Raw genomic sequence first — 24,841 nt, 5'->3', positions numbered from 1 at the left:
GAGAGATGACCGTTCCCCAGATCACCCTCAACGACGGCAACGCCATTCCCCAGCTCGGCTACGGCACCTTCAAGGTGCCGCCGGCAGACACGCAGCGCGCGGTGGCCGAGGCCCTCGAGCTCGGCTACCGCCACATCGACACCGCTGCCATCTACGGCAACGAAGAGGGCGTCGGGCAGGCGATCGCCGCGAGCGCCATTCCGCGCGACGAGCTGTTCATCACCACCAAGCTGTGGAACGACCGGCACGACGGCGACGAGCCGCGCGCCGCGATCGGCGAGAGCCTCGCCAAGCTCGGCCTCGACCGGGTCGACCTGTACCTCGTGCACTGGCCCACGCCCGCCAAAGACAACTACCTGCACGCGTGGGAGCAGCTCATCACGCTGCGTGACGCGGGCCTCGCCACCAGCATCGGGGTCTCGAACTTCCTCGTGCCGCACCTCGAGAAGATCGTGACGGCGACGGGCGTCGTGCCCGCGGTGGACCAGATCGAGCTGCATCCGGCCCATCAGCAGCGTGACGTGACCGCGTGGGCGGCCGATCACGATGTGCGCATCGAGTCGTGGGGCCCGCTCGGCCAGGGCAAGTACGACCTGTTCGGCACCCGGCCCGTGGCCGCCGCCGCGCAGGCGCACGGCAAGACGCCTGCGCAGGTCGTCATCCGCTGGCACCTGCAGCACGGGTTCATCCTCTTCCCGAAGTCGGTGCACCGCGCGCGTCTCGCCCAGAACATCGATGTGTTCGACTTCGCGCTCACCGACGCCGAGGTCGCAGCCATCGATGCGCTCGACCCGGGCGACGGTTCGGGCCGCGTGTCCGCACATCCCGACGAGGTCAACTGACGTGACGTCCCGCCTCGCCGCCTCGGCCAGCCCGTATCTGCGGGCGCACGCCGACAACCCGGTCGCCTGGTACCCGTGGGGTCCGGAGGCCTTCGCCGAGGCCGTACGGCGGGACGTGCCCGTCTTCATCTCCATCGGATACTCGACCTGCCACTGGTGTCACGTCATGGCCCGCGAATCGTTCCAGGATGCCGCCACCGCCACCGAGCTCAACGAGGGGTTCGTGGCGATCAAGGTCGACCGCGAGGAGCACCCCGACGTCGACGACGCGTACATGGCCGCGGCATCCGCCTTCACTCGCAACCTGGGGTGGCCGCTGTCGGTGTTCGCGACGCCGACCGGCCGGGCGTTCTTCGCCGGCACGTACTTCCCGCCCATTCCGCGCGGTGGCAGCCCGGCATTCCGGCAGATCCTCGCCGCGGTGCGCGAGGCGTGGACCGAGCGTCGCACGGATGTGCAGCAGACGGCGGATGCCGTCGTGCAGGCGCTGCGGACGGCGCAGGATGCCGCATCCACCGCCTCCGATCTTCCGGACCTCGACGCGCTCGCCGCAGCGGCGACCCGCGCGCTGGCTCGGGAAGACCGCGAGTACGGCGGGTTCGCGCCGCCGGGCGCGACGATGGCGACCCCGAAGTTCCCGACCGTGCCGCTGCTGCGTTTTCTGCAGGCGCCCGCGCTGACCGACGCAGTCCCCGAGGCGAGCGCGGCCGTGCAGCGCGCCCTCGGCGCGATGGCCGGCGCGCCGCTGCGCGACGCGGTCGACGGCGGGTTCTTCCGCTATGCGACCCGCCGCGACTGGACGGTCCCGCACTACGAGCGCATGCTCACCGACAACGCCGGCCTGCTCGACGTCGCGCTCGACGCCGGCGATCACGACACGGCGCGGGGCATCGCCGGATTCCTGATCGACGTGCTGCAGCAGCCCGGCGGCGGCTTCGCGGCGGCACAGGACTCGGAATCGTGGATCGACGGGCAGCGCAGCGAGGGCGGCTATTACGCCCGCGACGCAGACGGCCGCGCGGCCCTCGAGCCGCCGGCGCTCGACGGCAAGATCGTGACCGGCTGGAACGGCATGGCGATCGGCGCCCTCGCACGCGCCGGCGCGGTGCTCGGCGATGACAGGGCGCGGGATGCCGCGCGCTGGGCCGCCGACGCGGTGCTCGAGTCGAACGTCTCGCCCGACGGGCGGCTCGCGCGGGCCTCGCTCGACGAGATCGTCTCGACCGCGGCCGCGACGCTCGAGGACTACGGACTGCTGGCCGGCGGTCTGCTGGCGCTGGCCGCGTCGACCGGTGAAGTCGCGTACGCGACGCGGGCGCGCGAGCTCGTCGATGCGTGCGTGGGCGACGGCGGCGACATCGCGGTGCCGGGTGACGGCGACCCCGTGCTCGCCGAGCACGCGGTGCCCGGCGGTGCGTCGGCCGGCGACGGCGACCACCCGTCCGGCCCGTCCGCGATGGCCGCGGCCGCGCTCGGACTGTGGCTGTTGGGCGCGGGCGACCGGTATCGGGACGCCGCGGCATCCCTCGTCGCCTCCCGTGCCGAGCAGGCGCTCGCCGAGCCGACCGCGCACGGCGCCCTGCTGCGTGTGGCCGCGCAGCTCGCCGTTCCACCGCACCAGCTCGTCGTGGTGGCCGGCGCCGAGACCCCGCTCGTGGCGGCGGCCCGCGGCATCCCGACCGATGTGACCGCCTTCGTGACGACGGCGCAGGCACGAGCGTTCGCCGCGGCGGGCTTCACGCTGTTCGAGGGCAAGACCGCCGAGGCCGTCTACGACTGCCGCGACTTCGCGTGCCGCCTGCCGGTGACCGACGTCACGGCGCTGTGACCTTCTTCTTCGGCTTCGTGACCCGGCGGAACCAGGCGGTGTCGCTCAGGCGGGCCAGCAGGGTCGCGCCGATCACGGTGATGAACACGTAGACCGCAGCCAGCGGGGCGAGCATCGGTGCGGTGCCGCCCGCGATTCCCGCGATGACGATCGAGAACTCGCCGCGGGGCGTCAGGCCGATGCCGGCGCGCCAGCGTCCGGGGCGCCCGATGCCGGCGCGCCGCGCGGCGATGTACCCGGTGACGATCTTGGTGCCCATCGTGATCGCGGCCAGGATCAGCCCGGGCACGATCATCTGCGGCAGCTGCGTGGCGTCGGTGGCCAGGCCGAAGAAGATGAAGAACACCGCCGCGAACAGGTCGCGCAGCGGCGTGAGCACCTCGCGCGCCGACTGCGCGACGCGCCCCGACAGGGCGATGCCGACGAGGAACGCGCCGACGGCGGCCGACACGCTGACCTCTTCGGCCAGACCCGCCACGAGCATCGTGAGCCCGAGCACGCCCAGCACGAGCGGCTCGGCGAGGTCGGGGGTGAACAGCCGCGAGATCGTCGGACCGAACCGCAGGGCGACGAACAGGATGACCAGCACCACGGCGACGGCGATCGCCACCCGCACCGCGCCCTGCGCGAGGCTCACGCCGATCACCAGCGCCGAGACGGTCGGCAGGAAGAACGCCATCGCGAGGTCTTCGATCACGAGGATCGACAGGATGACCGGGGTCTCTCGGTTGCTGATGCGGCCGAGGTCGCGCAGCAGCTTCGCCGCCACACCCGACGAGGTGACCCAGCAGATGCCGGCGACCGCGACCGCCGCCGCCGGCCCCCAGCCGAGGATCAGTGCGAACGCCGCCCCCGGCACGGCGTTCAGCGCCATGTCGAGCAGACCCGCCATCTTCGAACGGCGGAGGCCGTGGATCAGCTCGTCGGCGGAGTACTCCAGGCCGAGCAGCGCCAGCAGCAGGATGACGCCGATCTCCGAGCCGATCTCGAAGAACCCCTGGCTGGCGTCCATCGGCAGCACACCGCCGGTGCCGAACGCGAGCCCGGCCACGAGGTACAGCGGAATGGGGGAGAGCCCGAACCGATTCGCGAGGCGACCGAGCAGACTCATCCCCAGCAGCAGAGCGCCGACCTCGACGAGGACGATCGTGGTGTCGGTCACAGGCGGCGCCCGGGGATCATTCGGGTCCGTCTGCGAACAGGCGGGCTGCGGCATCCAATCCGGCACGCGTGCCGACGGTGACGATGACGTCCCCCTCGCGGAGCGTTTCGCCCGGCGTGGGGGAGGGGATCACGTGCCGGTCGCGGATGATCGCGACGATCGACACGTGTGTGCGGGTGCGGGTCTTCGTGTCGCCGAGGGTGCGGTCGACGAACGGCGAGTCCGGCGGCAGCGTGATCTTCTCGGTGTAGAGCCCGTCGGTCTCCTCGGTGAGCTTGGTCAGGCGGCTCACCGCCAGTGAGGCGCTGAACAGGTCGGCGAGGGCCTCGGCCTCTTCGTCGGAGATGTGCAGCGACTCGACGCAGCTGTCGGGGTCGTCGGCGTCGTACAGACCCAGCTCGCGGTCGCCGTCGCGGTAGCGCACCACGGCCAGGCGCCGGCCGCTCTCGGTGACGAGGTCGTGTCGCACCCCGATGCCCGGGAGGTCGACCTTCTCGATGTGAACAGTCACCCCACGAGACTAGCGCTCAGATCCAGCTGGGGATCCAGTTGTGCACGAGCCAGAAGGCATACGGCACCTTCATCGCGACCCAGACCGGATACCAGAACGCCGACAGCACCGTGACCGCGATGAGGAACACCCAGACGGTGCGCTGGCCGGCGAGTCTGCGCCGCGTGTCCCGGGAGCGGTACCCCGCGATCTCGCGCAGGGCGAAGGTCAGCGCCAGCACCGTGAACGGCAGGATGGCGATCGTGTAGAACTGGAAGATCGTGCGCTCGGGGAACAGCAGCCACGGCAGGTAGGTGGCGGCGATGCCGGTGAGCACGATGGCGTGCCGGGCGTCACGGCGCAACACGAACGCGATGAGCAGGAACACCGCCGCGACGATCCCGCCCCACCAGATCAGCGGGTTCGGGATGGACGAGATCGCCTGCACGCAGTTGCTCTGCCACAGGCATCCCTCCTTCCCGTACGCGTCCTGATGCCAGTACATCGAGGTCGGACGGATCAGGAACGGCCACTGCCACGCAGGGCTCGCATAGCTGTGCGGAGTGGTGAGCCCGACGTGGAACGCGTAGATCGCCTCGTGATACTTCCACAGGGCGACGAACGGGTTCGGCGACGACTGCCGGTCGTATCCGTTCGCGGTGACCAGCCACCCGGTCCACGAGGAGAGGTACACCACGAACGCGACGGGGACGAGGAGGACGAAGGATGCCGCGGCCTGCCGGATCGCATCCTGAGGCCAGAACCGCACCCCGGCGCGGCGGCGTGCGAGCGCATCGCTGACCACGGCGTAGATGCCGATCGCCGCCAGGACATACAGTCCCGACCACTTCACGGCGGTCGCAGCTCCCGCGGCGGCGCCCGCGGCGAACAGCCACGGCCGGCCCCACAGCAGGGGCCCCCAGTCGGGCGCGGAGTCGACCCCCGCCAGCCGCTCGGCGAGCCGGGCCAGGTGCTTCTCGCGGTCGATCACGAGGAAGAGGAAGGCCAGCACGCTGAAGAAGGTGAGGAAGATGTCGAGCAGCGACACGCGGCTCAGCACGATCGCGAGACCGTCGATCGCCATGAGGAAGCCGGCGACGGTCGCGAACGTCGTCGAGCGGGTCAGACGCTTGGCGAGCAGGTACACGACAAGCACGGTCGCCGTGCCGAACAGGGCGGCGCCGAACCGCCAGCCGAACGACGAGTCGGGCCCGAAGAGCCACATGAAGAAGCCGATGATCCACTTGCCCAGCGGCGGATGCACGACGAAGCTGCCCGCGGCTGAGAAGATGTCGGTCTGCCCGGTGATGAACTTCGCGTCGGCGTCGTCGGGCCAGCTCGCCGGGTAGCCGAGCACCCACTGACTCCAAGCGTCCTTCACGTAGTACGTCTCGTCGAACACGAGGGCGTGCGGGTGGCCGAGGTTGACGAAGCGCAGCACGGCGGCCAGCAGCGTCACCGCGACCGGTGCGAGCACGTCGATGCGGCGGCGCAGCACCGGTGAGGTGCGCACCCGGGCGCGCCAGCGGTCCAGGCGCGTCGGCCTCACCGCCGGGATCAGGGGGTCGACCGTCGCAGTCACCGTCCCAGCCTATGCTGGGGCGGTGATCATCCTCGCGGCCACGCCCATCGGAAATCTGGGGGATGCCTCTCGGCGCCTTGTGGAGGCTCTGGATGCCGCGACCGTCGTCGCCGCCGAAGACACCCGCACCGCGCAGCGACTGATCGCGGCGCTCGGCATCGAGAACCGGCCGCGGCTGCTCGCGCTGCACGATCACAACGAGAAGGACCGCGCCCCGGAGATCGTCGCGCTCGCCCGTGAGGGCGACGTGCTGCTGCTCAGCGACGCCGGCATGCCGACCGTCAGCGACCCCGGCTACGGCGTCGTCGCCGAGGCCGCCGCACAGGGCGTGGAAGTCACGGCGATCCCGGGGCCGAGCGCCGTCATCACGGCGCTGGCCGTGGCGGGGCTGCCCACAGACCGGTTCACCTTCGAGGGATTCGTCGCCCGCAAGCCCGCCGAGCGCGAGAACTCGCTGCGGGCCCTCGCGACCGAGCCGCGCACCATGGTCTTCTTCGAGGCGCCGTCACGCATCGCCCAGACCCTGCACGACATGGCCGGGGCCTTCGGCGCAGATCGGCCCGCGGCGGTGTGCCGTGAGCTCACCAAGCTGCATGAGGAGGTCAGGCGCGGCCCGCTCGGCGAGCTCGCGGACTGGGCCGATCCGGGCGTGCGCGGCGAGATCGTCGTCGTGGTCGGCGGGGCCGCCCCGCAGCGGATCGCGCTGTCGGACGCCGTCACCGAGGTCCTCGAGCTCACCCGCACCGGAGTGCGGATGAAGGATGCCGCGGCCGACGTCGCCGAGGCGACCGGCCACTCCCGGCGCGAGCTGTACCAGGCCGCGCTGGCCGTGAAGAACGGCTGAGGAAGCCGCCGGAGCGCTCCGCTGCGCGCGGATGCGCACGAACCTGAATCACGGTGTGCGCTGATGCACACGCGGGTGTGCGTCATTCGGCCTTAAACATGACGCCCAATTCAGGTACTGTCGGCGCGATGCACCGTCGCATCCGCGTCAGAAACAAGGAGGTATCTGCGCAATGGCATCATCAGCCCCCGCCCCGACATCACGTCTGGGAAAAGTCGTCGTCGCAGCCATGGCCGGCACCGTCGTCGAGTGGTACGAGTTCTTCCTCTACGCCACCGCCGCGACGCTGGTCTTCAACAAGATCATGTTCCCGCCGTCGGACGATCCCTACGCGGGTATCATCGCCGCGTTCGTGACCTATGCCGTCGGTTTCATCGCCCGCCCCCTCGGCGGCATCGTGTTCGGCCACTTCGGCGACAAGTACGGTCGCAAGAAGCTGCTGCAGTTCGCGATCATCCTCGTCGGCGTCACCACGTTCCTCATGGGATGCCTGCCGACCTACCAGGCGGTCGGCTACCTGGCGCCGACGCTGCTTGTGATCCTGCGCTTCGGCCAGGGCTTCGCCGTCGGCGGGGAGTGGGGCGGCGGCGTCCTGCTGGTCGCCGAGCACTCGCCCGACAAGAGCCGCGGCTTCTGGGCGTCATGGCCGCAGGCGGCCGTTCCGGTCGGCAACCTCATCGCGACGATCGTGCTGCTGGTCCTGTCGGGCACGCTCTCCGACGACGCGTTCCTCGGCTGGGGCTGGCGCATCGGATTCTGGCTCTCGGTGGTCATCGTGGCGATCGGGTACTACATCCGCAGCCGCATCACCGACGCCCCGATCTTCATCGAGGCGCGCGAGCAGGACGAGAAGTCCGCTCGCCAGCGCTACGGCGTGCTCGAGGTGATCAAGCGCTACCCGCGTGGCGTCATCACCGCGATGGGTCTGCGCTTCGCCGAGAACATCATGTACTACCTGGTCGTGACGTTCTCGATCACCTACCTCGCCGTCGCGTTGAAGATGGAGACCGCCGAGATCCTGGGGCTGGTGGCCATCGGCCATGTCGTGCACATGATCGTGATCCCGCTGGTCGGCGGACTCACCGATCGGATCGGACGCAAGCCGGTCTACGGCATCGGCGCCGTCGGCGCGGCGGTCTGGGGCTTCGTCGCGTTCCCGATGTTCAACACGCAGAACCCGATCGTGATCATCCTGGCCATCGTGCTCGGCCTGGTCATCCACTCCTTCATGTACGCGCCGCAGCCTGCGATCATGTCGGAGATGTTCCCGACCCGGATGCGCTACTCGGGCGTCTCGGTCGGCTACCAGGTCACGTCGATCGTCGCGGGATCGATCGCGCCGATCATCGCGACCTCGCTGCTGTCGCACTTCGGCTCGTACATCCCCATCGCGGTGTACCTGGCCATCGCGGCGGCGATCACGTTCATCGCGGTCCTGTCGCTGCGTGAGACGCGCGGTGCGTCGCTGCACGAGATCGACCGCGTCGACCGCGAGCGCCTGCGCGCCGAGAGCGGTGCGGTGCCGGTGGTCGAGGCTGAAGAAGCCTGACGATCAGCCCCGCGGGCGCAGCCGCAGCTCCTGCATGCCCCCGTCGACGGCCAGCCCGATGCCGGTCGTCGACCGGGCGTGCGGCCCGACGAGGTAGGCGACCGCGTCGGCGACCTCGTCGGGTGAGACCAGGCGGCCGTGCGGCTGCCGCGCTTCGAGCGCGGCCCGCTCGGCCGCCGGGTCGTCGGCAGCTCCCAGCAGGCGCCCGATCCACGGGGTGTCGGCGGTGCCCGGGTTGACCGCGTTGACGCGGATGCCCTCGGCGAGGTGATCGGCGGCCATCGCCTTCGTCATCGACAGCACGGCCCCCTTCGTGGCGCTGTACAGCACGCGCTGGGGCAGGCCCGCGGTCGCCGCGATCGAGGAGGTGTTGCACACCGCCGCCGCGCTCGAGCGCCGCAGGTGGGGGAGGGCGGCGCGCATGACCCGCGCCATGCCGACCACGTTGATGTCCCACACCCGGTGCCACTCGTCGTCGCTGTTGACGGTGACGTCGCCCTGGGCGCCGATCCCGGCGTTGTTCACGAGGATGTCGATGCCGCCGAGCTCGGCGACCACGCGCTCCACGCCGGCGATCACCGATGCGTCGTCGGTGACGTCCACAGCCACGGCGAGGTCGACATCGGTCGCGGCATCCGGGTTCACGTCGAACGCCACCACGCGCGCGCCATCGCTGCGCAGGCGCGACGCGATCGCCGCGCCCAGGCCCGACGCGCCGCCGGTGACGACGGCGACGAGGCCGTCCAGGGGTCCGGTCATGTCAGTCCTCCTCCGCGCGCACGGCGATGTACTGCTGGCGCTGGCGGCCGAGCCCCTCGATCTCCATCTCGACGACGTCGCCGACCGACAGGTACGGGAAGCGGCCTGACAGCGCGACGCCCTCGGGCGTACCCGTGAGGATCACATCGCCGGGTTCGAGGGTCAGGTACTGGCTGAGCTCCCAGACGATGTGATCGATCGGGAAGATGAGGTCGGAGGTGCGCGAGTCCTGACGCGGCTCGTCGTTGACCCACGAGCGCAGCCGCACATCCGCGGCATCCACCTCGTCCGGCGTCACCAGCCACGGCCCGAGCGGCAGGAAGCCGGGTGCCGACTTGCCCTTCGACCACTGCCCGCCCGACACGGCCATCTGCCAGTCGCGCTCCGACAGGTCGTTCCCCAGCGCGTACCCGGCGATGTGGGCGGCCGCGTCGGCGGTCGAGCGCAGGCGCTGCGCGCGTGCGCCGATCACGATGGCCAGCTCGACCTCCCAATCGGTCTTGGTGCTGCCCACCGGGATCTCGACGTCGTCATCGGGGCCGACCACGGTGTTGGGCGACTTCATGAACATGACCATGTGCTCGGGCGGCTCGCTGCCGCTCTCGGCCGCATGGGCGGCGTAGTTCATGCCGATGCAGTACACGGCCGAGGGTCGCGCGACCGGTGCGCCGATGCGCTGCGTCGCCGCATCGGGCAGGGCGGGGAGGGAGCCGGATGCCGCGGCCTCGCGTGCGCGCTCGACACCCCCGTTCTCGAAGAAGGCGCCGTCGATGTCGGCGGTGACCGAGGTCAGGTCGAGGAACCGGTCGCCGTCCACGACGACGGGGACCTCACGGCCGCGGGGGCCGAGGCGAGCGAAACGCATGAGCATCCTTCGTAAGGTCAGAACTCTGAAGTCGCATGGGCGGCTCCACAGTCACGATTGTTGCATATTCGGGGTATCTTGACGAGCAGACATCCGACCTTTATTCTCGGACTTCAGCAGTCCCGAAAGGAAGACATGGCCGTCATCACTGCCGTCGACACGTTCGACATCCGGTTCCCCACGTCGCTCAGCCTCGACGGCTCCGACGCGATGAACCCGGACCCCGACTATTCCGCGGCCTATCTCATCGTGCGCACGGATGCGGGCGACGGCCTGGAAGGACACGGCTTCGTCTTCACGATCGGTCGTGGCAACGACGTGCAGACGGCGGCGCTCGAGGCGCTGAAGCCCTACCTGATCGGGCAGGACGTCGACGCGCTCCTGGGCGACATGGGCGCGGCATCGCAGCGCCTGATCGGCGATTCGCAGCTGCGCTGGCTGGGCCCCGAGAAGGGCGTGATGCACATGGCGATCGGCGCCGTCGTCGATGCGCTGTGGGATCTGCGTGCCAAGCGCGCCGGTCAGCCGCTGTGGCTGCACCTGGCGAGCCTGTCGCCCGAAGAGATCGTCTCGCTCGTCGACTTCCGCTACCTGAGCGATGCGCTCACGCCCGACGAGGCGCTGCAGATCCTGCGCGCCGCCGAGCCCGGGCGCGCACAGCGCATCGCGCAGCTGCGTGAGAGCGGCTATCCGGCCTACACGACGTCGCCGGGTTGGCTGGGCTACTCCGACGAGAAGCTCGCGCGCCTGTGCCGCGAGGCCGTCGCCGAGGGCTTCGGGCAGATCAAGCTCAAGGTGGGCGCCGACTTGGACGACGACCTGCGCCGCATGCGCATCGCCCGTGAGTGCGTGGGGGAGCACTTCCCGATCGCGATCGACGCGAACCAGCGCTGGGATGTTCCGGATGCCGTGGCCTGGGTCAACGCGCTGGCGCCGTTCGATCCGGCCTGGATCGAGGAGCCCACGAGCCCCGACGACGTGCTCGGGCACGCGGCGATCGCCCGCGGGGTCGCGCCGGTGCGCGTCGCGACCGGCGAGCACGCGCAGAACCGGGTGATCTTCAAGCAGCTGCTGCAGGCAGAGGCGATCGACGTCATGCAGATCGATGCGACGCGGGTGGGCGGGGTCAACGAGAACATCGCGCACCTGTTGCTGGCCGCCCGCTTCGGCGTGCCGGTGTGCCCGCACGCGGGCGGCGTCGGGCTGTGCGAGCGGGTGCAGCACCTGTCGATGTTCGACTTCGTCGCGGTCTCGGGCACCATGGACGGCCGCATGATCGAGTACGTCGACCACCTGCACGAGCACTTCGTGACCCCGACCGTCATCGAGCGCGGCCGGTACCTCGTGCCCGAGGCGCCGGGCGCCGGCGGCGAGATGCTTCCGGCCTCGATCGCCGAGTTCACCTGGCGCGCGGAGGTCGCCGCATGACGCCGGGCGATGCGGGGCTGAACCCGCTCGGCTTCGGGGCGGCATCCATCGGCAATCTGTACCGCACCGTCTCCGATCAGCAGGCGTGGGAGGCGATGGATGCCGCCTGGCGCGGCGGCATCCGCTACTTCGACACCGCCCCGCACTACGGCCTCGGGCTCAGCGAGAAGCGATTGGGCGCCTACCTGCGCACGAGGCCGCGCGACGAGTTCGTGCTGTCGACGAAGGTCGGGCGGCTGCTCGAGCCCAACCCCGACTTCGCCGGAGGGCGCGACCTCGCCTTCGACTTCGACGTTCCCGACGACCTCGTCCGGCGGTTCGACCCGTCGCTCGCCGGGATCCGTCGCAGCCTGGAGGAGTCGCTGTCCAGGCTCGGGCTCGACCGCATCGACATCGCGTACCTGCACGACCCCGATGTCTACGACCTCGAGCGCGGCCTCGGTGAAGGGCTGCCGGCGCTTGAGCAGCTGCGCTCGGAGGGGCTGATCGGCGAGATCGGCGTGGGCGTGAACGACGCCGAGGTGGCGGCCCGGGCCGTGCGTGAGGCCGATCTCGACATCGTCATGGTCGCGGGGCGATGCAGTCTGCTGCGGCCGCACGGGTTCGATGCGCTGATCCCGGAATGCGTGCGCCGCGGCACCCGGATCGTGGCGGCATCCCCGTTCAACTCGGGCCTGCTGGCCACGCGCCGGCCCGCGCCCGGTGCACTGTACGACTACCTGCCCGCGGGGCCCGAGCTGGTCGACCGGGTCGAGCGGATGGCCGCGGTCTGCGAGCGGCACGGCATCGACCTGCCGACGGCGGCACTGCACTTTCCGCTCCGACTGCCGCAGGTCGTGGCGGTGGTGGTCGGCACGGCGCGCGCCTCGGCCGTCACGGAGAACCTGGCCCGCATCGCGGCGGAGGTGCCGGAGGCGCGGTGGGCCGAACTCGAGTCCATCGACGAGGAGGTCGGGGTGTGAGCGAGACACTGCTGCTGGAGGCCGAGGGCGTCTCCAAGGGCTTTCCGGGCGTGAAGGCGCTCGACGATGTGCACTTCACGCTGCGCCACGGCGAGGTGCTGGCGCTGGTGGGCGAGAACGGCGCGGGCAAGTCCACGCTCATGAAGCTGCTGGCGGGCATCTACACCCCCGACGCGGGCCGGTTCCGGCTCAACGGCGAAGAGCTGCACGTGGCCGGGCCCCGCGACGCGCAGGAACAGGGCATCGCGATCATCCATCAGGAGTTCAACCTGATGACCGACCTCACCGTCGCGCAGAACATCTTCATCGGGCGTGAGCGTGCCTCGGGCGGCGTGTTCCTCAACGATCGCGCGCTCAACCGTCGCGCGCAGAAGCTGTTCGACGACCTCGGGCTGGCCCTGGACCCGGCCGAGCGCGTCGAGAACCTCACCGTCGCACGCCAGCAGATGGTCGAGATCGCCAAGGCGCTGTCGTTCGACGCGAAGGTGCTCATCATGGACGAGCCGACCGCGGCGCTCAACGACGCCGAGGTCGACGTGCTCTTCCAGCTCATCGAGCGCTTCCGCTCGACCGAGCACGGCGTCATCTACATCTCGCACCGGATGCAGGAGCTCGAGCGCATCTCGGACCGCATCACGGTGCTGCGCGACGGCCGTTACGTCGGCACCGTCGACACCGCGGCGACGAGCCAGCGCGAGGTCATCTCGATGATGGTGGGCCGCACGATCCAGGGCGAGGCGCGGCCCGCGGCATCCGGCCACGACGGAGAGATCGCCCTCGCCGTCGAGGGGCTGTCGACCAAGCACCTGCTGCGGGACGTCAGCTTCGAGGTGCGCAAGGGCGAGATCTTCGGCTTCGCGGGGCTGATGGGCGCCGGGCGCACCGAGGTCGCCCGCGCCGTGGTCGGCGCCGACCGGAAGACCACCGGCGTCATCCGCGTGCACGGCGCCGAGGTGTCGATCTCCAGCCCGGCCGAGGCCGCGCGGCACGGCATCGGCTACCTCTCCGAAGACCGCAAGCAGCTCGGCGTGCTGCTCGAGCGCAGCGTGCGCGAGAACATCGCGCTGTCGGCGCTGAGCGACGACTTCAGCGCCGGCGGGTTCGTCCGCGAGCGGCATATCGAGCAGGTCGGACGCGAGTACGTCGACAAGCTGCGCATCAAGACGCCCTCGACCGCGCAGCTGGTGCAGAACCTCTCCGGCGGCAACCAGCAGAAGGTCGTCATCGCCAAGTGGCTCGTGAAGGATTGCGACATCCTCATCTTCGACGAGCCGACCCGGGGCATCGACGTCGGGGCCAAGGAGGAGATCTATGGCCTGCTGCGCGAGCTGGCGGCCTCCGGCAAGGCCATCGTCATGATCTCGTCCGAGCTGCCCGAGGTGCTGCGGCTCGCCGATCGCATCGCGGTCATGGCCGAGGGCCGGCTCACCGCCGTGCTCGAGAACGCCGATGCCACGCAGGAGAACCTCATGGAACATGCCACCCGCTTCAGTGCAGAAGGGACGGTCGCCCGATGACCACGCAGCCCGAGACCACGCCGTCGACGACGGCCTTCCGAGCGATCGAGAAGGGCGGCCCGCGCTTCGCCCGGCTGCGCGGTTCGATCCAGCAGCTGCTGGCCGGCGTCAGCCTGGTGCTGATCCTCATCTTCTTCTCGATCGCGAGCCCGGTCTTCTTCACCGCGAACAACCTGCTCTCGATCCTCGTGGCGGCCACGACCACGGGCATCCTGGCGCTCGGCACCACCTTCGTGATCATCACCGGTGGCATCGACCTGTCGATCGGCACCGGCATGATCCTGTGCGGTGTGATGGCGGGTGTCTTCCTGACCTACTGGGGCTGGCCGTTGTGGCTCGGCGTGATCGCGACGATCCTCTTCGGCGGGCTGATCGGGCTCATCAACGGAGTGAACGTCTCGATCCTCGGCATCCCGTCGTTCATCGCGACGCTGGCGATGATGCTCGTGGCATCCGGTCTGTCGCTCGTGATCTCGGGCACGAAGCCCATCTACTTCACCGAGCACCCCGGTTTCCAGAAGATCATGAATCTGTCGATCATCCCCGGCATGCGCTTCCCCATGGGCGTCGTGATCTTCATCGTCGCCATCGCGGTCGCCGCGGTCGTGCTGTCGAAGACGATCCTGGGGCGTTACACGTTCTCGATCGGCTCGAACCGCTCGGCCACCGCACTCTCCGGCGTGAACGTGAAGCGGTGGGAGATCACGATCTACACGCTCGCAGGCCTCTTCGTCGGCCTCGCCGGCGTGCTGTCGGCGTCGCGCCTCTCGTCGGCGCAGCCGACCGGCGGCATGGGCATCGAGCTGCTCGCCATCGCGGCCGTCGTCATCGGCGGCACCTCCCTGCAAGGGGGCAAGGGCTCGATCGTGGGTACCGTCATCGGCTCCCTCATCATGGCCGTTCTCACCAACGGCCTCCGCATCATCTCCGTTCCGCAGGAATGGCAGAGCGTCGTCGTCGGGATCGTGGTGCTCATCGCGGTCTACCTCGACATGCTGCGCCGCCGGCGGGCCTGAGACGCCCCGCGGGGCATCCGCCCTCCGGGGCAACCTGCAACATGCAATCCCGACACACCGACAAAGGAGTTCACATGTGGAAGAAGCGTATGCTCGGCGCCGTCGTCGGCCTGACGGCCGCGGCGATCGCGCTGGCCGGCTGCGCCGGTGACAGCGGCAACGGCGGCGGCGACGCCGCGAACGGCGACAAGCCGTACATCGCCCTGGTCTCGAAGGGCTTCCAGCACCAGTTCTGGCAGGCAGTGAAGAAGGGCGCCGAACAGGCCGCCGACGAGTTCGACGTCGAGATCTCGTTCGAGGGCCCGGACACCGAGTCGAACGTCGACCAGCAGATCCAGATGCTGCAGACCGCCCTCGACAAGCAGCCCGCAGCACTCGGCTTCGCGGCTCTCGACAGCCAGGCCGCAGCACCCCTGCTGCAGCAGGCCCAGGATCAGAACATCCCGGTCATCGCCTTCGACTCGGGTGTCGACAGCGACATCCCGTTGACCACTGCTGCGACCGACAACAAGGCCGCCGCCGCAGAGGCCGCCAAGCACATGGCCGATGCGATCGATCACGAAGGCGAGGTCGCGCTGGTCGTGCACGACCAGACATCGGTGACCGGCAAGGACCGCCGCGACGGCTTCGTCGAGTACATGGAGAAGAACGAGCCGAACATCAAGATCGTCGACATCCAGTACGGCGGCGGCGACCAGGCGAAGTCGGCCGACCTCACCAAGGCGCTCATCGCCGCGCACCCGAACCTCAAGGGCATCTACGGCTCGAACGAGGGCTCGGCGATCGGCGTCGTGCAGGGCGTGAAGGAGCTCGGGATCGACAAGGGCACGCTCGCCATCGTCGGCTTCGACTCGGGCAAGGCCCAGATCGACGCCATCAACGACGGTCTCATGCTCGGCGCCATCACCCAGAACCCGATCGGCATCGGCTACGAGACGGTGAAGGCGGCCGTCCAGGCGCTCGACGGCAAGGAGCTGCCGAAGACCATCGACACCGGGTTCTACTGGTACGACCAGAGCAACATCGACGACGAGAAGATCCAGGCCGTCCTCTACGAGTGACGTCCCGATCGGGGAGAGGGGGCGGCTTCGGCCGTCCCCTCTTTCTCGTGTGGGTGGGATGCCGCGGCTCACACGCCGTAGAACCGGGCCGCAGTCTCCTCGGCGATGTGCGCCCAGTCCTCGTCGTCAACCGCCGTCGCCCCGCGCACCCGATCGGCCCAGGCAGCCATGGTCGTCCCGACGCCTGTTCGCGCCGAGACCGGCCAGTCGCTCCCGATCATCGCGCGGTCGACGCCGAACTCCTCGACGCCGACCGCGATGTACGCGTCGGCGTGTCGGGCGTAGGCTGCGGCATCCTGCGTCTCCGCTGCCAGCCCCGACAGTTTGACGTGCGCGTTCGGCAGGGCTGCGAGGCGGTGCAGCGCGTCGTGCCAGGCCCGGCCGTCGTCACTGTCGAGGCCGGCGTCGAGCGGCGGCTTGCCCAGGTGGTCGAGCACGACGTGTGTCTCCGGCGACTGCTCGAGCAGCGCGGCCAGCGCGGGCAGCTGCGGGTGGCGCACGCACGCGTCGAAGGTCAGGCCGCGACGTGCCAGCTCGCGCAGCCCGTCGGCGAGGGCGGGCACGTTCCAGTGCTCGACAGGGATGTCTTGCAGCGAGTACCGCACCCCGACGACGCGGTCGACCGCGGCGAGGGCGTCGAGATCGGGGGATGCCGTCAGGTCGGCGAACGCGACGATTCCCGCCAATTCGGGCCAGTCCGCGGCATCCACCCACTCCGCTTCGGCGAGCCCCCGGTCGGGGGCACGGTCGGCCTCCACGAAGATCATGCGCGTCGTGCGACCGTCGGCGCGATCGACGTCGGCGGGCAGTGCGCGGCGTGGGAGCGCCGGCACGCCCGCGAGCCAGGGGTAGTCGAGCACCGACGTGTCCCACACGTGCACGTGCGCGTCGAGCAGGCTCACGCGCCGACCTGCCGCGCGAGCGACCAGACCTCGTCGAGCGGCGCGTACGCGTCTTCGCCGTCGGGGCCGCGGAACCCGGCCACGAAGCGGCCGATGTGCGCCTGCCAGCGGTCGTCGGCGGGGTCGCCCTTGACGACCTGCATCGCGTGCTCCCAGTCGTCGCAGTCGACGACGTGGAACAGGCGGTCGCCGCTGCGCCAGATCGTCCAGTCGCGGATGCCGGCCCGCTCGAAGAGTGCGGCGAGCTCGTCGGGCACGCGGGCGTGCTCGGCGCGGTAGTCGTCGACCGAGCCGTCGACGATGACCGAGTGCAGGGCAACCCTCATGAGCGGGATCCCTCCGATGCCTCGCGCAGCCATCGTTCGATACCGGCGATGTGTGAGAGCGCGAGCGCCGACGCCAGCTCGGCATCATGCTCGTGCAGCGCATCGAGGATCGCCCGGTGCTCGGCGATCGTGCGCCCGGCCGCGTCGTGCTGGGTGAGGCCCCGCCAGACGCGCGCGCGCTGCGTGCCCGACTGCATGGACTCGACGAGGCGGCTGAGGTACTCGTTGCCGGCACCCTCGACGATCGCCTGGTGAAAGGCCAGGTCGTGCTCGACGAGCGATTCGATGGATGCCGCGGCGTCGGTCTCGGCGAGCAGCGCCTCGAGGCGGGCGAGCTGCTCGTCGTCGAGCCGGGCGGCGGCCATGCCCGTGGCGGCGGGCTCGAGGATGCGGCGGACGGCGAAGATCTCCAGCACCGACTGGTCGGTGTGAAGGTCGACGACGAAGTTCATGGCCTCCATCAGCAGGCGCGGCTCGAGGCTGGTGACGTAGGTGCCGTCGCCGCGGCGCACGTCGAGCACCCGGATCACCTCCAGCGCTTTGACCGCCTCCCGCAGCGAACTGCGCGAGACGCCGAGGCGCTCGCCGAGCTCCTTCTCCGGGGGCAGGCGGTCGCCGGGGTGCAGCTCGCCCGAAACGATCATCTCTTTGATGCGCAGAATGGCATCGTCGGTCACGGCCATGACGACATCGTAGCGACAGAACCGGCCAAACATCGGATGTCTGAATGTGACATTTCGCCGAATTCCGCACGCGCGCGGGGCACCCCCGGTCACACGTCGGGCCGCGGCATCCGCTCAATCTAGACTTGTCGGGTGACTTCCGCGGGCTCCTTCTACATCACGACGCCGATCTACTACCCGAGCGACCTTCCGCACATCGGGCACGGCTACACGAGTGTCGCCGTCGACACTCTCGCACGGTGGCATCGGCAGGGCGGTGACGACACCTGGATGCTGACAGGCACCGACGAGCACGGCCAGAAGATGCTGCGGGCCGCAGCGGCCAACGGCGTGACGCCGCAGCAGTGGGTCGACAAGCTCGTCGCCGAGAGCTGGTTCCCGCTCCTGAAGACGCTCGACGTCGCGAACGACGACTTCATCCGCACGACCCAGCCGCGCCATGAGGAGGCCGTGCAGGCGTTCTTCCAGGCGCTGTACGACCGCGGCTACATCTACGCGGGGGAGTACGAGGCGCTGTACTGCGTGGGCTGCGAGGAGTTCAAGCCCGAGTCCGAGATCGTCGACGGCACGGGGCCCTTCGAGGGGCTCAAGGTCTGCGCGATCCACTCCAAGCCGCTCGAGCTGCTGCAGGAGAAGAACTACTTCTTCAAGCTCAGCGAGTTCCAGGACAAGCTGCTCGAGCTCTACAAGACCGAGCCCGACTTCGTGCGCCCCGATTCGGCGCGCAACGAGGTCGTGTCGTTCGTGAAGCAGGGCCTGAAGGACCTGTCGATCTCGCGTTCGACGTTCGACTGGGGCATCAAGGTGCCGTGGGACGACTCGCACGTCATCTACGTGTGGGTCGACGCGCTCCTGAACTACGTCACGGCGATCGGCTACGGCACCGACGAAGAGAACTTCCAGCGCCGCTGGCCGGCCTACCACGTGGTGGGCAAAGACATCCTGCGCTTCCACGCCGTCATCTGGCCGGCCCTGCTCATGGCTGCCGGTCTCGAGGTGCCGCGCGGCGTCTTCGCGCACGGCTGGCTGCTGGTCGGCGGCGAGAAGATGTCGAAGTCGAAGCTCACCGGCATCGCGCCCACCGAGATCACCGACGTGTTCGGCTCCGACGCGTACCGCTTCTACTTCCTCTCCGCGATTCCGTTCGGACATGACGGATCGTTCTCGTGGGAAGACCTGTCGGCCCGCTACCAGGCCGAGCTCGCGAACGGCTTCGGCAACCTCGCTTCGCGCACGACCGCGATGATCGAGCGCTACTTCGAGGGCATCGTGCCCGCACCCGGCGAGTACGCCGAGGGCGACCTGGCCGTGCAGAAGACGGTGCGGGATGCCGCGGCCGCCGCCGATGCGGCGATCGAGCGCTTCCGCATCGACGAGGCGATCACCGCGATCTGGACGATCGTCGATGAGCTCAACGGCTACATCACCGACAACGAGCCGTGGGCGCTGGCCAAGGACGACGCGCAGCGCGAGCGCCTGGGTACGGTGCTGTATACCGCCGCCGAGGGTCTGCGGGCGCTCGCGGTGCTGCTCTCGCCGGTGATGCCGATCGCGACCGAGAAGCTCTGGATCGCCCTCGGGGCCGCCGAGTCGCTGGGCCGACTGCAGGAGCAGGGTATCCGCGAAGCCGGAGACTGGGGCATCCTCAAGCCCGGCACCTCGGTGAACGGGCTCGCGCCGCTGTTCCCGCGCGTCGAGCAGGCCTGATGCTCTGATGCCCGACGACCCGTCGAACTACGTCCGTCAACGCGAGAAGGGCTCGCGCGACGTCTCGTACCCGCCGGCTCCCGAGCCGTTGGCCGTGCCCGTCTACGACAACCACTGCCACCTCGAGATCGCCGACGGCGACGAGGGCGGGTTCTCGCTCGACGAACAGCTCGACCGTGCGCTGGCGGTGGGCATCGCGGGCGTCGTGCAGGCCGGTGGCGACATCGATTCGAGCCGGTGGTCGGCGGATGCGGCATCCCGCCACCCGCGCGTGTTGGCGGCCGTCGCCATCCACCCGAACGAGGCGCCGGAGTACGACGCCGCGGGCCGCCTGGACGAGGCGATCGCGGTGATCGACGAGCTCGCCGCGCAGCCGCGCGTGCGGGCCATCGGTGAGACCGGGCTGGACTTCTTCCGCACCGGCGAAGAGGGCCGGGACGCACAGTTCCGGTCGTTCGAGGCGCACATCGCGCTGGCCAAGAAGCATGACATCGCGATGCAGATCCACGATCGCGATGCGCACCAGGCGGTGTTCGAGACGCTGGAGCGGGTCGGAGCTCCCGAGAAGACCGTCTTCCACTGCTTCTCAGGCGATGCCGACATGGCGCGGTACGCGACCGAGCGCGGCTACTACCTCTCGTTCGCCGGAAACATCACGTTCAAGAACGCCCAGAATCTGCGCGATGCGCTGGCCGTGGCATCCCTCGATCGCATCATGGTCGAGACCGACGCGCCGTTCCTGACGCCGTCGCCGCTGCGCGGCCGCCCGAACGCCCCGTATCTCGTGCCGGTGACCGTGCGCTTCATGGCCGCCGAGCGCGGGATGGACGTCGACGACCTCTGCGCGCAGCTCGCCGCCACCACCGAGCGCGTCTACGGCACGTTCACGTCCTGACCCCGCTCTCCCTCTTCTCGCGAGGTCGCACGGTTTCTCGCGAGGTCGCACGCGTCTTCGCGAGGTCGCGCGTCGCGCTTGTGCGCCGAGATCACCGTCCCGTCGCCGAGGCGCGTCGAGCACTCACAGGCTTCGGAACATCTCACCAACTTCGGAGCGAATCGGCGAAAGCATCCGCACTTGCCGCGACCCTCCGAACTCTGTGAGAGACAGCCGCTGAGCGAAGGCGCCCCGAGGATGCCACACAGCGCCGTGCAACGGTGTCCTCAGATCCGCCCGCCGAACCCGTCGTTCCACGAGATGACCCGTGCGTGAGTGAGCGGCACCGGCCCCGCGGTCAGCACGTGCGGGATCAGGTTGAACCAGGCACCGGAGTGCCCGGCGGCGGCGAGGTTCTCGAGCCACTCACGGTTTGCCGGCGGCACTTCCATTCCCGTCTCATAAGTCGCTGGATCGAGGGATGCCACGTCCCGCACGTCGATCGGATCGCCGACGAGACTGCGCCGCCGGTCGAAGACGACGGCGTCGGACGGCACGTCATCTACCGGAATCGCCCAGAACTCGACCGGGGGCAGTGCGCGCCCGCTGATCTCGCGCCAGGCGCGCCACGTCGCATGCGGATGCACGGGGGAGAGGAAAACGACCTCGGTCCATCGCTTCGCGATGAGCGGCACGACGGTGTCGCGCAGCCGCCGCCGCTCGGGCGTGTCATCGTATTTCGCGATCGCGCGCGCATAGGCAGGCGGGTCGAGCGTGCGCAGTGCGTCGAGCGGCAGCAGTGCATCCGTGCCCGGCGCCAGCGGCGTGCGCACATGAAAGACCTCGCGCATCGGCTACAGCTCCCGCCCCCGCAGCCGATCGATTTCGCGCCGTTCGCGCTTTGTCGGCCGGCCCGCGCCGCGATCGCGCTGCGCGAATTTCGGCGCCGGCTCGCGCGGGGGAGTCCGGTCCTCCATCGCGGTCGCCGCGATCGCCGCGCCCACGCGCTTGGCGATGGGCTGCCGCACGATGAGCGTCCGGTCGAACCCTGCGATCCGCACCCGCAGCTCGTCGCCCGGGCGCACGGCCTGCGCGGCCTTGACTCGCTCGCCGTTGACGCGCACATGCCCCGCGCGGCATGCCGTCGTGGCCGCGGACCGCGTCTTGTACACGCGGACGGCCCAGAGCCAGGCATCCACCCTCACCGACTCAGCCACGGCGCGCCTTCTTCCTGCTCACGACGCCGGCGGCGATCAGGCCCTGCCCGAGGCAGTAGGTCAGCATCACGAGCGGGCTCGTCCACCACGGCATTGCGTCGGGGATGAATAGCCGGAAGGCCAGCACGGTGTCGGAGCACAGGAAGAACGCGCCGCCGAGCGTCACCATCGGGACGCCGCGGGCGGTGGATGCCGCGGTTCCACCGAGCACGAGACCATAGGCGGCGACGGCCCAGCGCAGATCGCCGAGATGCGGCCACAGCACCAGCAGCATCCCGACCCACCAGGCCACGTAGACGAGGGCCCACGCCGGCACACGTCGCACGGCGAGGTGGCGTTGGAACAGCCAGATGTAGGCGAGGTGCGCGATCCCGAAGAACAGGAGCATCATCGGCAGGTTCGGCAGCCACGGGAAGAACTGCGCCGTGCCGTCACCGAGCCACGAGAAACCGATGGCCACGAGCAGCAGCACGAGGGGCGCGCCTCGCAGCCGTCGTGCCCAGAGGACGCCTACGGCCAGCAGCGGCATGAGCAGCAGCTTGGTGACCAGGGCGACACCGCCGTCGCCGATCCAGAGGGCGATGACCTGCAGCGAGGCGACGACCGCGTACGGGAGGAAGCCCGCCACGCTCGGGGTGGTGGACGTCCGCGTCGGCATGTCGTCCATCGTATGCTCACACCGTGAGCGAATCGCACGCGGGCCTGCGCCGCATGGTGGCGCGTGACCGCACGCAGGCATTCCGGGTCGCGTCGCCGCTCGAGCTGCTGTTCGACCTCGTGTTCGTCGTGGCGGTCTCGCAGGCTTCCGACAGCCTGCACGAGCTCGTCAGCGAGGGGCATGTCGCTCAGGGCGCCCTGTCGTACCTCATGGTGTTCTTCGCGATCTGGTGGGCGTGGATGAACTTCACCTGGTTCGCCTCCGCGTTCGACACCGACGACTGGGCGTACCGCGTCATGACGATCGCGCAGATGGGCGGCGTGCTCGTTCTGGCGGCGGGCGTGCACGATGCGATGGCGACGTATGACTTGACGCTCGTCACCTGGGGTTACGTCATCATGCGGCTGGCCATGGTGGGGCAGTGGCTGAGGGCGGCGGCATCCGATCCCGCATCGCGCCGTACCGCCCTGTTCTTCGCCGTCGGCATCGCGATCGTGCAGGTGCTCTGGGTCGCCCGGCTCTACCTGCTCGACACGACCTGGCAGTTCGTGACGTTCTTCGTGCTCGTGGTCGCCGAGGTGATGGTGCCGGTGGTCGCCGAGCGTCAGGGGCGGACCGCGTGGCATCCCCATCACATCGCCGACAGGTACGGGTGCTTCACCCTCATCGTCCTCGGTGAGAGTGTGCTGGCCTCGGCGACGGCGATCTTCCAGGCGCGCGGCCAGGGCGCTCATGTCCTCGCGCTCGTGGGGCTGGCCGCCGCCGGGCTGGCGATCGCGGCGGGCATGTGGTGGCTCTACTTCGAGCGTGAGCAGGGGCCGCGCCTGGCCGACATCGATCGCGGCTTCGGGTTCGGCTATGCGCACTACGTCGTCTTCGCGGCGGCGGGCGCCGTGTCGGCCGGCATCGGAGCGGGAGTGGATGTCGCGACCGGCCACACCGCACTGTCGGCGTCGACCGCATCGTTCGTGCTCACGGTTCCCGTGGCGGCGTTCATGCTCGCGATGTGGCTCGTCATGCTGCGCCCAGTCGTCTCTCGCGCGACGTCGGCCGTGGTGATCGGGCTGGCGGTGCTCGTCATCGTGTCGGCGCTCGTGCCCCCGGCATCCCTCGCCGCCACCGCCGTGCTGCTCGCGCTGGCCGTGGTCGCCGTCGAGGCGGATACGCGACATCAGGCCTGAGTCAGCTCCAGCTGCACGATGGTGCGGTGCGGGGCGGGGCGTTCGACGACCTCGTGGAAGCCGGCCGCCAGGAACGTCGACAGCACCCCGATGAAGAGGTCGTTCGTGGGGATCTTCTTCGCGTTCGGGTCGCTCGGATACGCCTCGAGCACACGCGCCCCGTTCGCGCGCGCGTGGGAGATCGCGGCATCCAGCAGCTTCCTGTTCAATCCCTGGTTGCGGAACTCGCGGCGCACGACGAAGCACGTCACCGCCCAGACGTCGGGGTCGTCCCACGGACTCGGCGACGGCTTGAATGAGCGCGTGCGTGCGAGCTTGGGCTGCTTCGTGCGGGGCCCGACGCGCACGAAGCCGGCCGGCACGCCGTCGACGTACGCGATGAGGGCGGGCGCGGGAGTGGTGCCGAGTTCGATGCGCAGCCGCTCTTCCTTCTCTTTGCGGGTGGTGTGGTCGAACTCGCTGTTCGTCATGAGCCACCATTGGCACTGGCACGAGGCGCCGTCGCCTCCGCCGGTGAGGGCGTGTTCGGTGTCCGCGAACCGCTGCTGCGTCGCGGGCTCGATCGTGATCGTGGACATGCGGTCCACCGTACGAGCGGGGTCGGACATCGACAAGGGATGCCGCGGTTCGCGGCACCCGCTCGGACCGGCTAAGATGGACGAGTTGCCTGCTCCGGTGGGCATCGGGATGTGGCGCAGCTTGGTAGCGCACCTGACTGGGGGTCAGGGGGTCGCAGGTTCAAATCCTGTCATCCCGACGGAATGAGGAGAGGGTCCGCCGAAAGGCGGGCCCTCTCCTCATTACTCGCGCTGATCAAGGTCGGGCGCATCCCGACGAAGATCCCTGGTAAGACGAGGAATCGGATCATCAGGCCTTTGTCATATGCCCCCTGCGTGCCCCTCAGGGCCAGAAAGCGCGCGTTCCGACGCCGCCCGCTCTACGCCCGCAGAAGCTCCGTGACGGTGTACAGCATCACGACACCGCACACCGGGCACTTCTTCGCGGCATCACAGGCGGGGCACGCGGTCGCCGAAGCATCTGCCGAGTCGCCCGCATAGCCGGAATCTTCGACGGCGATGCCGCACCAGGTCGTCTTGAACGGGGCATACCGCTGGCACTCCACGTGCACGCCGTGGATGCCGTCGGTGGGGAAGTCCGCGTACTCGACGACGGTCGTTTCGGCGTCACGACGGCGGTCGATACGGGTGCCCTGGTCGGGGAGGATCTCGGTGCTCATCGGGGGTCTCCCTCCAGCCTCTATTTTACCGATCCGGCCTGGACAGAACCTGGCGCCGCCGACCCGAGCGCTGGGAAGATCGAATCGAGACGATGATCGTTCAGGGCGCCTCCGTCACGCGCCGCCGAACTCTGCCGTGAAAGGCCGCTCC

General features: G+C 69.6%; 25 protein-coding genes and 1 tRNA gene. 13 read left to right on the top strand and 13 right to left on the bottom strand.

Going from position 1 to position 24,841, the window contains the following annotated elements; translation table 11 throughout:
• Positions 1 to 5: 5 nt before the first annotated feature.
• Positions 6 to 842 carry an aldo/keto reductase gene (locus ABMQ42_RS07555; protein WP_349722288.1) on the top strand — a complete coding sequence of 279 codons (837 nt, stop codon included), beginning with the start codon at positions 6 to 8 and terminating at the stop codon, positions 840 to 842.
• Position 843: 1 nt separating this feature from the next.
• Positions 844 to 2,670, top strand: coding sequence for a thioredoxin domain-containing protein (locus tag ABMQ42_RS07550; RefSeq protein ID WP_349722287.1), 1,827 nt, complete (start codon positions 844 to 846; stop codon positions 2,668 to 2,670).
• On the opposite strand, the gene ABMQ42_RS07545 is transcribed toward ABMQ42_RS07550, so the two are convergent.
• From ABMQ42_RS07545 to ABMQ42_RS07535, 3 genes are read right to left on the bottom strand one after another with little or no spacing between them, the layout of a single operon-like run.
• A complete protein-coding gene (locus ABMQ42_RS07545; protein ID WP_349722285.1) occupies positions 2,657 to 3,832 on the bottom strand; it encodes a cation:proton antiporter in 1,176 nt (391 codons plus the stop codon). The genes ABMQ42_RS07550 and ABMQ42_RS07545 overlap by 14 nt on opposite strands.
• A 16-nt stretch (positions 3,833 to 3,848) precedes the next feature.
• Entirely contained in the window at positions 3,849 to 4,343 is a 495-nt protein-coding gene (locus ABMQ42_RS07540; RefSeq protein ID WP_349722283.1) for a cation:proton antiporter regulatory subunit, read from the bottom strand.
• 16 nt (positions 4,344 to 4,359) lie between these two features.
• Positions 4,360 to 5,904, bottom strand: a complete 1,545-nt coding sequence (locus ABMQ42_RS07535) for a dolichyl-phosphate-mannose--protein mannosyltransferase (RefSeq protein ID WP_349722282.1) — start codon at positions 5,902 to 5,904, stop codon at positions 4,360 to 4,362.
• Positions 5,905 to 5,926: 22 nt separating this feature from the next.
• Here ABMQ42_RS07535 and rsmI point away from each other — a divergent pair, with 22 nt between their 5' ends.
• Both rsmI and ABMQ42_RS07525 read left to right on the top strand, forming a co-directional pair.
• Positions 5,927 to 6,748 carry a 16S rRNA (cytidine(1402)-2'-O)-methyltransferase gene (rsmI, locus tag ABMQ42_RS07530; protein ID WP_349722281.1) on the top strand — a complete coding sequence of 274 codons (822 nt, stop codon included), beginning with the start codon at positions 5,927 to 5,929 and terminating at the stop codon, positions 6,746 to 6,748.
• 172 nt (positions 6,749 to 6,920) lie between these two features.
• A complete protein-coding gene (locus tag ABMQ42_RS07525; protein WP_349722280.1) occupies positions 6,921 to 8,297 on the top strand; it encodes an MFS transporter in 1,377 nt (458 codons plus the stop codon).
• A gap of 3 nt (positions 8,298 to 8,300) precedes the next feature.
• Here the strand turns inward: ABMQ42_RS07525 and ABMQ42_RS07520 are convergent, their stop codons facing one another.
• Positions 8,301 to 9,056: an SDR family NAD(P)-dependent oxidoreductase gene (locus tag ABMQ42_RS07520; protein WP_349722279.1), complete on the bottom strand. Its 756-nt coding sequence runs from the start codon at positions 9,054 to 9,056 to the stop codon at positions 8,301 to 8,303.
• A gap of 1 nt (position 9,057) precedes the next feature.
• Complete coding sequence (locus ABMQ42_RS07515; protein ID WP_349722278.1) at positions 9,058 to 9,921, bottom strand: fumarylacetoacetate hydrolase family protein; 864 nt, start codon at positions 9,919 to 9,921, stop codon at positions 9,058 to 9,060.
• Positions 9,922 to 10,056: 135 nt separating this feature from the next.
• Between ABMQ42_RS07515 and ABMQ42_RS07510 the strand changes: the two genes are divergently transcribed.
• The 5 genes from ABMQ42_RS07510 to ABMQ42_RS07490 all read left to right on the top strand — a co-directional run bounded on the left by ABMQ42_RS07510 (position 10,057) and on the right by ABMQ42_RS07490 (position 15,905).
• Positions 10,057 to 11,349 carry an L-fuconate dehydratase gene (locus ABMQ42_RS07510; RefSeq protein ID WP_349722277.1) on the top strand — a complete coding sequence of 431 codons (1,293 nt, stop codon included), beginning with the start codon at positions 10,057 to 10,059 and terminating at the stop codon, positions 11,347 to 11,349.
• Positions 11,346 to 12,311, top strand: a complete 966-nt coding sequence (locus ABMQ42_RS07505) for an aldo/keto reductase (RefSeq protein WP_349722276.1) — start codon at positions 11,346 to 11,348, stop codon at positions 12,309 to 12,311. Before ABMQ42_RS07510 ends, ABMQ42_RS07505 begins: the two co-directional genes overlap by 4 nt.
• The gene (locus tag ABMQ42_RS07500) at positions 12,308 to 13,828 is read left to right on the top strand and encodes a sugar ABC transporter ATP-binding protein (protein WP_349722275.1); all 1,521 of its coding nucleotides are present in this window, start codon (positions 12,308 to 12,310) and stop codon (positions 13,826 to 13,828) included. The genes ABMQ42_RS07505 and ABMQ42_RS07500 overlap by 4 nt, the downstream gene beginning before the upstream one ends.
• Positions 13,825 to 14,844, top strand: coding sequence for an ABC transporter permease (locus tag ABMQ42_RS07495; protein WP_349722274.1), 1,020 nt, complete (start codon positions 13,825 to 13,827; stop codon positions 14,842 to 14,844). The genes ABMQ42_RS07500 and ABMQ42_RS07495 overlap by 4 nt, the downstream gene beginning before the upstream one ends.
• Positions 14,845 to 14,918: 74 nt before the next feature.
• On the top strand, positions 14,919 to 15,905 hold the full coding sequence (locus ABMQ42_RS07490) for an ABC transporter substrate-binding protein (RefSeq protein ID WP_349722272.1): 987 nt from the start codon (positions 14,919 to 14,921) through the stop codon (positions 15,903 to 15,905).
• Positions 15,906 to 15,973: 68 nt separating this feature from the next.
• Here the strand turns inward: ABMQ42_RS07490 and ABMQ42_RS07485 are convergent, their stop codons facing one another.
• The 3 genes from ABMQ42_RS07485 to ABMQ42_RS07475 are packed head-to-tail and all read right to left on the bottom strand — an operon-like array spanning position 15,974 to position 17,816.
• The gene (locus ABMQ42_RS07485) at positions 15,974 to 16,807 is read right to left on the bottom strand and encodes an amidohydrolase family protein (protein WP_349722271.1); all 834 of its coding nucleotides are present in this window, start codon (positions 16,805 to 16,807) and stop codon (positions 15,974 to 15,976) included.
• Positions 16,804 to 17,133, bottom strand: coding sequence for an L-rhamnose mutarotase (locus ABMQ42_RS07480; RefSeq protein ID WP_349722269.1), 330 nt, complete (start codon positions 17,131 to 17,133; stop codon positions 16,804 to 16,806). Before ABMQ42_RS07480 ends, ABMQ42_RS07485 begins: the two co-directional genes overlap by 4 nt.
• Positions 17,130 to 17,816 (bottom strand): FadR/GntR family transcriptional regulator, encoded by a 687-nt coding sequence (locus ABMQ42_RS07475; RefSeq protein ID WP_349722268.1) that lies wholly within the window; start codon positions 17,814 to 17,816, stop codon positions 17,130 to 17,132. The genes ABMQ42_RS07480 and ABMQ42_RS07475 overlap by 4 nt, the downstream gene beginning before the upstream one ends.
• Positions 17,817 to 17,948: 132 nt before the next feature.
• On the opposite strand from ABMQ42_RS07475, the gene metG reads away from it, so the two are divergent.
• Both metG and ABMQ42_RS07465 read left to right on the top strand, forming a co-directional pair.
• Positions 17,949 to 19,523, top strand: a complete 1,575-nt coding sequence (metG, locus tag ABMQ42_RS07470) for a methionine--tRNA ligase (RefSeq protein WP_349722267.1) — start codon at positions 17,949 to 17,951, stop codon at positions 19,521 to 19,523.
• Positions 19,524 to 19,530: 7 nt separating this feature from the next.
• A complete protein-coding gene (locus ABMQ42_RS07465) occupies positions 19,531 to 20,418 on the top strand; it encodes a TatD family hydrolase (protein ID WP_349722266.1) in 888 nt (295 codons plus the stop codon).
• A gap of 266 nt (positions 20,419 to 20,684) precedes the next feature.
• Here the strand turns inward: ABMQ42_RS07465 and ABMQ42_RS07460 are convergent, their stop codons facing one another.
• Genes ABMQ42_RS07460 through ABMQ42_RS07450 form a run of 3 tightly spaced genes read right to left on the bottom strand, consistent with a single transcriptional unit; the run spans position 20,685 to position 22,272 of the window.
• Positions 20,685 to 21,248: a hypothetical protein gene (locus ABMQ42_RS07460; RefSeq protein ID WP_349722265.1), complete on the bottom strand. Its 564-nt coding sequence runs from the start codon at positions 21,246 to 21,248 to the stop codon at positions 20,685 to 20,687.
• A 3-nt stretch (positions 21,249 to 21,251) separates the two neighbouring features.
• Positions 21,252 to 21,614 (bottom strand): RNA-binding S4 domain-containing protein, encoded by a 363-nt coding sequence (locus tag ABMQ42_RS07455; RefSeq protein ID WP_349722264.1) that lies wholly within the window; start codon positions 21,612 to 21,614, stop codon positions 21,252 to 21,254.
• Positions 21,607 to 22,272, bottom strand: coding sequence for a lysoplasmalogenase (locus tag ABMQ42_RS07450; protein WP_349722263.1), 666 nt, complete (start codon positions 22,270 to 22,272; stop codon positions 21,607 to 21,609). The genes ABMQ42_RS07455 and ABMQ42_RS07450 overlap by 8 nt, the downstream gene beginning before the upstream one ends.
• 23 nt (positions 22,273 to 22,295) lie before the next feature.
• Between ABMQ42_RS07450 and ABMQ42_RS07445 the strand changes: the two genes are divergently transcribed.
• Positions 22,296 to 23,453, top strand: a complete 1,158-nt coding sequence (locus tag ABMQ42_RS07445; RefSeq protein WP_349722262.1) for a low temperature requirement protein A — start codon at positions 22,296 to 22,298, stop codon at positions 23,451 to 23,453.
• Here ABMQ42_RS07445 and ABMQ42_RS07440 read toward each other — a convergent pair.
• Positions 23,444 to 24,031, bottom strand: coding sequence for a GNAT family N-acetyltransferase (locus ABMQ42_RS07440; RefSeq protein WP_349722261.1), 588 nt, complete (start codon positions 24,029 to 24,031; stop codon positions 23,444 to 23,446). The genes ABMQ42_RS07445 and ABMQ42_RS07440 overlap by 10 nt on opposite strands.
• Positions 24,032 to 24,136: 105 nt before the next feature.
• On the opposite strand from ABMQ42_RS07440, the gene ABMQ42_RS07435 reads away from it, so the two are divergent.
• Positions 24,137 to 24,210 (top strand) — tRNA-Pro (locus tag ABMQ42_RS07435).
• Positions 24,211 to 24,390: 180 nt separating this feature from the next.
• On the opposite strand, the gene ABMQ42_RS07430 is transcribed toward ABMQ42_RS07435, so the two are convergent.
• The gene (locus tag ABMQ42_RS07430) at positions 24,391 to 24,690 is read right to left on the bottom strand and encodes a hypothetical protein (protein ID WP_349722260.1); all 300 of its coding nucleotides are present in this window, start codon (positions 24,688 to 24,690) and stop codon (positions 24,391 to 24,393) included.
• Positions 24,691 to 24,841 lie beyond the last annotated feature (151 nt).

The organism is Microbacterium sp. KR10-403, from assembly GCF_040196215.1.
GTDB lineage: Bacteria > Actinomycetota > Actinomycetes > Actinomycetales > Microbacteriaceae > Microbacterium.
This window is presented reverse-complemented; position numbering and strand designations above follow the sequence as displayed.